The sequence below is a fragment of the Parendozoicomonas verongulae genome (assembly GCF_009711465.1).
GTDB classification, from domain to species: Bacteria; Pseudomonadota; Gammaproteobacteria; order Pseudomonadales; family Endozoicomonadaceae; genus Sansalvadorimonas; species Sansalvadorimonas verongulae.
Genome location: NZ_SMME01000762.1, coordinates 7,650 through 7,920, shown reverse-complemented (window position 1 = coordinate 7,920; position 271 = coordinate 7,650).

The window sequence follows — 271 nt, the reverse complement described above, 5'->3', positions numbered from 1 at the left end:
CGAACCTGAAGCTCTCTGTAATGCTTACGTGCCCGGGTATTTAAATAGGGAAACTGGGAAGGGAACAGGCTCTCTGAAGGAAGGGGAGAGCAGTGGATATGAGGGAGCCCCCCCTCTCCTGGGGACACATAACAAATGTTTGCCTTATCCCAGACCAATGTTGTAGCACCTGTTTCAACGTCCAGATGTTGTGCTGGCGGTGAGGCGGTGAGTGTTAATCCGGTTTGTTGCTTTTTCCCCTGGCAGTGTACGAGGTGCTGTTCGGTTGTCC